Here is a 7,485-nt window from a genome sequence, read left to right as displayed (position 1 = left end):
GTAACCTCAACGCATCAACTGACAATCACACCTTATATTCCAGAAGAGGAACCGTTGTTGGATTTTGCTTTTTCAGAAAATGTTTATGATCCCGCTTTCATCAATACAGGCGTACGATCAGAGGTAAGTTTATCAGCCAATGAATCAGGCGGAGCAGAGATTGCTTTAGGTGTATTTGATGAAGATAAAGGTCAAGTATTGGGTGTAAGTATGGAGCAAGGAACCGGAAGTTTGATCTTTAAGGAAAATGGAGGGAATTATTCGGGGGTAACAGGAACAGCCGCAAGGACCTATTCTGCTTGGATTAAACCCAATGACTTATCAGAGTTCAATACTATTTTTTACGCGGGTATCGATGAAGGCGAGAAAACCTCTTTAAGTGTTCAAGTATTACCGACAGGTGCTATAAAATTAGTTGCTGGAGGAAATATAGTCACAAGCGAAGCGTATCATTTTATTGAAAATCAATGGAATCATATTGTAGTTTCTATTCCTAATGAATCGATGTTGTCTGATATTCAGCTTTATATTAATGGAACGCTTGCCGAAACGGTGGTCACCAATGATCGCTTATTCAATACAGCTCCTGCAACGTTGGCGATCGCCAATAAATTTTGGGGATTATTCAGTGATTTCAAATATTACGAACGAGCGATAAGTGATGAGGAAGCCATGGATTTATATGCTTCAACGGTTTTTATGCATCGTATTAATTTCAATTTGCCGACAACGTTAGCCGTCAGAGAGTCGGTTGAATTTTTGATTAGTACTACCTCTAATTTAGATTTTGAATATAGTATTTCAGATCCTTCAAAAATAAAAATTGAAGAGGGGAAATTGATTGCTTTGGAAGAAGGTGAGGTGATCATTGAAGCCACATCTTTTGGAGTAACCTCAACGCATCAACTGACAATCACACCTTATATTCCAGAAGAGGAACCGTTGTTGGATTTTGCTTTTTCAGAAAATGTTTATGATCCCGCTTTCATCAATACAGGCGTACGATCAGAGGTAAGTTTATCAGCCAATGAATCAGGCGGAGCAGAGATTGCTTTAGGTGTATTTGATGAAGATAAAGGTCAAGTATTGGGTGTAAGTATGGAGCAAGGAACCGGAAGTTTGATCTTTAAGGAAAATGGAGGGAATTATTCGGGGGTAACAGGAACAGCCGCAAGGACCTATTCTGCTTGGATTAAACCCAATGATTTATCAGAGTTCAATACTATTTTTTATGCGGGTATTGATGAAGGTGAGAAGACCTCTTTAAGTGTTCAAGTATTGTCAACGGGTGCTATAAAATTAGTTGCTGGAGGAAATATAGTCACAACCGAAGCGTATCATTTTATTGAAAATCAATGGAATCATATTGTAGTTTCTATCCCTAATGAAGCAATGTTGTCTGATATTCAGCTTTATATTAATGGAACGCTTGCTGAAACAGTTGTCACCAATGATCGCTTATTCAATACAGCTCCTGCAACGTTGGCGATCGCCAATAAATTCTGGGGATTATTCAGTGATTTCAAATATTACGAACGAGCGATAAGTGATGAGGAAGCCATGGATTTATATGCTTCAACGGTTTTTATGCATCGTATTGTTTTTGAAATGCCTTCTGAGATAAATGTGGGAGAATCTATTGATATTAATGTATCAACAAGTTCTAACTTACCCGTTGATTATTCGATCGATAATGAAGAGGTTGCCTTTTTGTTGGAAGGCCAACTTACGGGTATGATGGAAGGAGAAGTCATCATAACGGCGTCTTCATTTGGAGTGGTGGAAGAGAAGGTAATTCTTGTAAAAGAAGCCATTAAGGAGATTGCCCCTGCGGAAGAACCAATTTTATGGTTTGCTTTCGATGAGGCACAAGGAGAAAACACTTTTACAAACCAAGGTATGCTGAAAGAGGTATCATTAGAGGTTGAAGTAGAAGAAGAAGCAGTTGTATTGATTGGTGCTACTGATGAAGAAAGAGAGAATGTCCTATTTACTGATATTCCAAATCAAAGTGGACGTTTGATGTTTAAAGAAGGTAATACCAATTTTCCGGGTGTAGTAGGAACTGCTGCCCGAACTTATTCCATGTGGATCAAACCTACAGATTTAACGGAGCAAAAAACACTTCTCTATCAAGGCATCACAATCGAAAAGGAAGAAGCAACCAATATTTCATTACAAGTGTTACCTAGTGGTCAAGTTAGATTTGTTGCTGGAGGAAATATTACGACATCCCTCCATGATCAAATTCAAGAAAATCAGTGGAATCTCCTTCAAGTCGTTATAGAAGAGAATAGTTCACTTGAAGACGTTAAAATCTACATTAACACAAACCTAGCAACAACTACCCTTTCAGGAAATAATAATATAGTTAATACTGGAGCTGCAACTTTTTCTTTAGCGAATAAATATACGGGCTATTATAGTGACTTTAGGCTTTATAATAGAGCTCTGGATGATGAAGAGATAAAATCTTTTATCCCAAAACAAGAGCAGTGGATTACTTTTCAACCTATTGAAGATAAGACCTATGGAGAACCGGAATTTCGATTAGAAGCCACTTCCACTTCTGGTTTGGAGGTTAGTTTCAAGTCATCAGATGAGGGTATTATTCAGATTGATGGAAGCATTGCAAAAATTGTAGGGTATGGAAAAGTAAGTATTACAGCAACGCAATGGGGCGATTTGAATTACAACCCGGCAGAGCCAGTTTCTATGCATTTTATTGTAGACATTGGGAAATATAAGGAAAAACCTGAGTTACAAGTCAATTACCGATTTGATGAACCGACTGATCTGCCTGGCGATCCCTATGATTATTCGGATTACCATAGGACTGCGATTATGAAAGGTTCTTATACCAAAGGTTATGTGGATCAAGAAAGAGGGGAAGTGATGAATTTTAAAGTAGGGACTTTAGAAATAGAAGATTATGAAGGGGTTTTAGGAAGTCAAAAACGTTCGATGGCGACTTGGTTTAAAGCCAATGAAACAAAGCAGTCTATTTTAACCAGCTATGGAGAGGCTGGAACGGGACAATTCAATATCGTTTATAGAGCCAATAATAAAATCAGAGTCTCTTTATTTTACAACAGTTATGAAGATGCGGATGGAAGCCCTGTTTATGAATCAAGTTATGTGGAGACAGAGAAAGCTTTTGATTTTATAAGTGAATGGCATCACGTAGCAGTGGTCACTGAAGGAGAGACATTGAATGACATAAAAATATACATTGACGGTAAGCCTGAAAATGTAATTATTTCCCCATGGGAAGGATTTGAAAAAGTGAATACAGTAAAGGGGGCAAACTTTAAAGTAGCACTCAATTCAGATCTAAAGATGAGTGATTACAGGTGGTTTAAAGGAGCACTAAATGCTCAAGAAGTGAAAGATATTTTTGAAGGAAATAAAAATGTAGAGGAGGAAATAGTAGTAGAAGATAGAGTCATGACGGGTGGGTTTGGGACTGCTTTTATTGAGATGTCTGACTTTTTTCCAGTTGAAAATCAGAGCGTAATTTACAATGTAACATCTAGCAATATCAATGTTGTCAAAGCACAAGTAGAGGGATCAATTTTACTATTAAATGAAGTAGGAAATGGCGTTTCAGAAATTACGGTTGAAGTGTATTCAAGTGAGTATGAACTTTTAGGAACACAAAAATTCAAAGTAACAGTAAGCGGTTCATCAGAGGAGCTACCCAATGATACATTTACTTTCAGAGAATTACCTGAATTTTTTAGAAAAAAACGAAACAAACCACTCCTTTCATTCTCAACGGTTACTACCATTGATGTTGCTGATTTTGGGGCTCAAGCAGATGATGATCGTAATGATTTCGAAGCGATCAATGAAGCTCTAAAAACAGCTGTAGCAGTCGCTTCAGCCGACAACCCTGTCAGAGTAAAATTCGGTAAGGGGACGTATGATCTCCTGCCTGAAAATGAAGAAGCTGTTCATCTTTTCAACCTCTCTGATCTGTCTCATATTATCCTTGATGGAACTGGTACTAATATCAATATTTTATCCCCAACAGTAGGTTTTCTTGCATTGAAAAATGCCCAAAATGTTGTAGTGCAAGGCTTTGACGTAGACTATGAAATCTTACCTTTTGTACAGGGAAAAGTAATCACAATTGCCGATGACTATATCGAAATGGAGGTGGATAAAGGGTTCCCATCATTGATGGAATATTTTATGAAAACAGCCAATCAATCTTGGGGGTATATAAGAAATGAAGAGGGTTTTCTAAAAGAGGGTGTTGAAAATTTGATTAAAACAGACCCCAACGGTTGGAATGCTTTGGGCAATTCTGTTTACTCTATTAGGATGTCTTCTTCTCAAATCGATAATTTTGAGATCGGCGATTATTTCATACAAATGGCTCGAAATAATGGGAGGACGATTACAAAAACAACCGAATGTAAAGATGTAACCTTCTTAAACATGACTACCTATGCGAGTCCCGCAGGAGCCTATAGTATGTCTAAAAACGAAGAAGTGAATTTGATCAACTGTCAGGTACTCCTCAAAGAAGGTAGAGTACACAGTACAAATGCAGATGTGATTCATGTTGTGGGGAATAAAATAGGGCCTTGGGTACAGGGTTGTGTTTTTGAAGGATACGCAGATGATGCAGTCAATATGAAGCACGGTCAAGCCAATATCTTAGAAGTATTGAGTCCAATTGAATTGAAAGTAAATTCACAATTTGAGATAGGTAATCATTTAGTAGCTTTTAATCCGAGAGAAGGAAAAGTGATGGAAAGAGTGACTGTTCTATCTGTGATTGACAATGATGATGGTACCTATAATATAACTCTCTCTAACCCTATCAGTGTTCAAAAGACAGGAACACATCAAAGTGCAGATCATTTATACAATGAAGATTTTGCCACGGAATCCTTTGTTTTTAGAGACAATATTTTCAGAAATGCGAGAAGGTACGGAATGCTGATTCAAAGTGCATTTGGTGTTGTTGAAAACAATATTTTTGAAGACCTATCAACAGGTGGTATAGTGATGGAAAATGCAGTGGATTGGGGAGAAGGTTTCTTAGCACATAATATTCTGATTCAACAAAATACCTTTGCAAATTGTGGGTTTGATCAAACTTTTATTGAGGATGATTACGCCGCTACTATTAAAATGTTAGTCATGAAATTGGCCAACGAAAACTGTAATGAAAATGATGAATGGTGTGGTACTTCACCGGCTGTATGTGATGCTCAAGGACTAAAAAATATTTGGTTAAAACAAAATACCATCCATTACAATAAGGTGGGCATTTTAGCGAATTGTGTTGAGGAGGGGAGTATCATAGACAATCAAATCATACACAATGAAGATGACCCTACTCTAAAAGAGGGAGAGAAAGGAGAAGCTATGAATATTCTACAATCCACTTTTGATTTTGATGAAATACTGTCCATTGATAATGAATTTCTTCATTCAGATTGGGAGGTGACAATTTCAAAAGAGGGACTTCATATTCGCTATAAAGGTACAACATTACCTATTGCAACGTTGACACTTTATGATGCAATGGCACGAAAACTATTGACGGCCAATATCAACCAACACCAATCAACAATTTCAACATCGACTTATAAAAACCAATTGTATATCATTCGAATTGTAGATCAAAATGGAAATGTATTTACAAGTAAACTAATGTATTTATAAAATGAGATCACTACTACTACTAACACTCCTGTTCCTACCTTTTCTTATGAAGGGACAAGGTTTTCATCAACCTGATTTTTTTAGAAAAAAGAGGCAATTACCTTTTGTGGAGCTGAAAGATAGAAAAGTGATACCTCTTTCTAAGTTTGGAGCTCATCCTGACGATGGAGAAGATGATTTGAAAGCCTTCAGAAAAGCATTTGCAAAAGCAGCTTCTATGGCTGATGCGGGTAAAAATATAGAAATCCTTTTTGAAAAAGGAACTTATGACTTGTGGGGAAAATCAGGAGGTACACATGCTTTGACACTTTTTAGAAATAAGAACCTTTTGATTAACGGAAACGGTGCGACTATCATTATGCATTCTCCAATGCTGGGTTTTTTGAAAATGATGAATGTTAAAAATGTCATTATCAAAGATCTTTACATTGATTACGATCCTTTACCTTTTACACAAGGAAAAATAATCGCCTTAAATCCAGCATCAAATACATTTGACCTACAAATAGACGAAGGATTCCCTGAACTATCCGCTCCCTATTTTACTGCATCAGCTGAAAGATGGGGTATGTTGATGGATACAAATATCCCAGGCAAATTAAAAGATGGCGTAGGACATCTATACCCTTACAAAGGTTGGGAAAAGATAGGTGAAAGAACCTATAGAATTCAGCAACCTCAACAACGTTTTATTGATGACATGGAAGTGGGGGATGTTTTTGTTCAGATTGCGAGAAACAATGGGAAAACGATCTTTACCTCTTTTGGAGGGGAGAATTTGACGTATATGAATATCACAAGTTATGCTTCCCCGGCTGGAAGTTATGCCGCTTTTGGGCATAAGGAATGGAATATTTTGAATTGTAACGTCAAGTTGAAAAAAGGGAGATATCATTCTGCAAATGCGGATTGTATACATGTGAGTGGTTCTATGTTTGGGCCTTGGGTAGAGAATTGTTTATTTGAAGGAGCCTCAGATGATGCTGTAAACCTTAAAGCTGTTAGGAAATACATCCTTGAACAACCTCAAAAAAATCAAATTTTAACCGCTGGTAATGGTGTTTTAAAAGGTGATATAATACGATTTTACAATCCTAGAGAAGGAGTATTATTGGATGAAGCTTATGTGATTAATGTTGAGCACCGAAAGGAGAAAAACTTTTTGATTACTTTCAATAAAGACATAAAAGGACTTACGAGTTTTGGCACTGATAAAAGGAACGATATTGCTTATATTGATACACAAGCTTGCGAATCCTTTATTTTTAGAAATAATACATTTAGAAACGCAAGAAGATTCGGTATGCTCTTGCAAAGTAACTACGGAATAATAGAAAATAATACTTTCGAAAATCTAAGTCAATGTGCCATTTCAATGAACAATGGAGCAGATTGGGGAGAGGGGTTTGTTGCTCATGATATTTTGATCAAAAATAATCTTTTTAAAAACATTGGTTACGACAAAACTTTCCTTTCGCAATATAATGCAGCATCAATTCGAATGTGGGTGACAAAGTTGAAAAATCCTGAAGCAAAAGGGAGATGGTGTGGTCTTGCAGCAGCGAAATGGCAAGGATTAAATACAATTGCTATAGAAGGAAATCATTTTATTTACAATAAAAGGGCACTTTCCATTGAATGTGCTCAAAATATATTCATCAATAAAAATACCTTCATTAGAAACCCCAACGATCCTTTTTCTAAAGAACTAGATCCCGTCTTTCAGGACAATGTAAGCAACGTATTGTCAGAGTAAGAATGTTAGAAATTGAGTACATTGTAAACTAAATTATCGTCAAC

General features: G+C 36.7%; 2 protein-coding genes. Both read left to right on the top strand.

All coding sequences use genetic code 11. The features are described from left to right. A partial coding sequence (locus PL77_RS29265; RefSeq protein WP_044213410.1) for a LamG-like jellyroll fold domain-containing protein occupies nt 1-5,685 on the top strand: 5,685 nt, incomplete at its 5' end. Nucleotide 5,686: 1 nt separating this feature from the next. Next, nucleotides 5,687-7,441, top strand: coding sequence for a right-handed parallel beta-helix repeat-containing protein (locus PL77_RS29260; RefSeq protein WP_156152600.1), 1,755 nt, complete (start codon nt 5,687-5,689; stop codon nt 7,439-7,441). Nucleotides 7,442-7,485: the final 44 nt, after the last annotated feature.

It is taken from the genome of Flammeovirga sp. OC4 (genome assembly GCF_000812565.1).
Lineage (GTDB): Bacteria > Bacteroidota > Bacteroidia > Cytophagales > Flammeovirgaceae > Flammeovirga.
The sequence above is the reverse complement of the archived record's forward strand: the minus strand, read 5'-3'. Positions and strand labels throughout refer to the sequence as shown.